This is a genomic window from Candidatus Thiosymbion oneisti, from assembly GCF_900092655.1.
Classification (GTDB): domain Bacteria; phylum Pseudomonadota; class Gammaproteobacteria; order Chromatiales; family Chromatiaceae; genus Thiosymbion; species Thiosymbion oneisti.
This window is the reverse complement of record NZ_FLUY01000523.1, coordinates 1-2,115: the sequence shown is the minus strand read 5'-3', so window position 1 is coordinate 2,115 and position 2,115 is coordinate 1. Positions and strand designations below refer to the sequence as shown.

Annotated in this window: 3 protein-coding genes; all 3 read right to left on the bottom strand. The window is 65.2% G+C overall.

From position 1 onward, the window contains the following. Window positions 1–140 precede the first annotated feature (140 nt). Window positions 141–902, bottom strand: coding sequence for a PP2C family protein-serine/threonine phosphatase (locus tag BQ17_RS05170; RefSeq protein ID WP_089724894.1), 762 nt, complete (start codon window positions 900–902; stop codon window positions 141–143). Next, window positions 899–1,651, bottom strand: coding sequence for a type VI secretion system-associated protein TagF (gene tagF / locus BQ17_RS05165; RefSeq protein WP_089724892.1), 753 nt, complete (start codon window positions 1,649–1,651; stop codon window positions 899–901). Before tagF ends, BQ17_RS05170 begins: the two co-directional genes overlap by 4 nt. 152 nt (window positions 1,652–1,803) lie before the next feature. Continuing rightward, window positions 1,804–2,115 (bottom strand): hypothetical protein (locus BQ17_RS21505; protein WP_369406458.1); only part of this gene is annotated, 312 nt, incomplete at its 5' end.

The window sequence follows — 2,115 nt, the reverse complement described above, 5'->3', positions numbered from 1 at the left end:
TTGGCGATGTGATGGCCCAGGGACTGGGATACCCCGCGGAAGCCCTCGCAACGCACCGGCACCACCGGCTTGCCGGTTTCCTTGGCCTTTTTCTTGGCCACCGCCTCGATAGCGAGACTCTCGGGTGTCCGCGAAGCAAGTTACACGTGCTCGCCCGGGGTAGCCTCCGGCGCCAGAAAATCGACCACGACCGCGGTTACGTTGTCGCGTGCGCCCCGTTTGCAGGCCTCGTCGATTAGGGCTTGGGGAGCCGCGTTCAGCCCGATCCGTGCCAAGAACTCGAGGATATCGCCTTCGGGAATCTCTCTGGTGAGTCCGTCGGTGCACAGCAAAAAGCGGTCGCCGTTCTTGATCTCGCAGAGCTGGGCATCGACTTCCAGCAGCTCCCCGGCACCCAGGGCCCGGGTGACGACATGGGCCGCCGGGTGCTCTTCCATCGCATCAGGGGAGAGCCGACCCTGGTCGACGAGTGCCTGTACCTGGCTGTGGTCATGCGAGAGCCGGTGCAGGGTCCCGTTACGCAGGCGGTAGATCCGACTGTCTCCCACCCACAGCGAGACGCAATGCCCCCCCATCGCCATCAAAGCGGCTAGGGTGCTGCCGATGACCGCCTCCCCGCGGCGCCGGGCTTCGGCACCCAGACGCCGATTGGCATCACCGAGGCAGTCGCGCAGACTCGCCACTGCCAGGCCTAAAAACGGGTGTTGCGGCGCCGTCTCCAAGGTCTGCACGACCAAACGGCTCGCCAGATCACCGGCGGCATGACCGCCCATCCCATCCGCTACCGCCCATAACCCTCTATCCGGTCGGTCCAGATAGGCGTCTTCGTTGACCTCCCGCACGTTCCCGCGGTGAGTGGCACCGGCCGAGATGCCACTTAGCAGCAGGTTCGCGCGGTTCATGATCCCTGCGGCCCCGGAAAAACATCCCCGATCGGCCCGGCCGGGGTCTGTTCCCAACCCCACTGGTCCCACTCACCCGTGAGCATGCCCGCAAATCCGGCACTCGGCGGCAGGCCCTGACACAGCAAGACCGAGGGTTCGACGACCTCCGAGCCGTTCGACCACCACAGGCTGTAGGCAAAGAAGAGCTCCCCCAGGGTCTGGTGCAACAGGCTGGGACAGAGGACGGTGAGATCGGCGGGCAGCGGCAGGCGCCGGGCGGCCGACTGACCCGGACCAAGGGCATTCGACCGGGGTGGATTCGGCGGCGGTCCGAGGGCCGTAATCTGCTGGTCGAAATCCGCGAGTGCGAGGTCCTGCTCCAGGCAGGTGAGAAGGAGGGTCTCGGCCGCGTCATACCAGGCAGCAGCGCTGGCCAGAACGCCGAGCGGATTACCCGTGGCGGGCAGGGGACAGGCAAGGGTCAGCGGAAAGTAGCGTCCGACCCGATCCACACTCGGCATGAGCAGGCCGGCCCATGCGGATTGACCGGCCGCGCCCGGTGCGAGCACAAAGCGCCAGACCGGGCTGGTGAGGTAGGTATCGAGCCAGCGTTCGCCCAACTGGTCCCGGCTGTCTGCGATGGATTCCTGGAGCCAGCGGTCCCAAGGCTCCACGAAGGTGGTGGGTAACCGGCGGGACACGAAGTCGCCATTGCTCGGCAGCTTACCGTAGAGGCCGGGCTGCAATTGGTGGGATGGATGGGTCATCGGGACTACTGAATTATCAGAGGTACAAGGGTGGGCCGTGCCCACAGGGCGCTTATTCGATATTTCTCGTGATGGGCATCGACAATGGCTTGGTTTCAGTGCAGGAATTGGGCCTCTCCTTTTGGCCTGACTCGAATGCTCTCGGATGTCGGTTATGGGTGCTCGTCGCCGGCGGTTGGCGTGGACTGCATCTGATGCAGAACGCGCAGCCAAGCAGTGCCGTCGGGGCAGGAGAGGAGCGCATCACCGAGGTCCGCGAGCTGTACCGGGTCGGCAATCGCCGTCAGAAACGGCTCGGCCTGCGTAGCGATCGTGGAACCGAAGCGGTGGTGGGCCAGGCTGGTGAGTAGGTGGCGTGTCGCTTGGCAGCCTTGTTCCAGACCCTGTTCCAGACCCTGCTCCAGACCCTGCTCCAGACCCTGCTCCAGACCCTGCTCCAGACCCTGCTCCAGACCCTGCTCCAG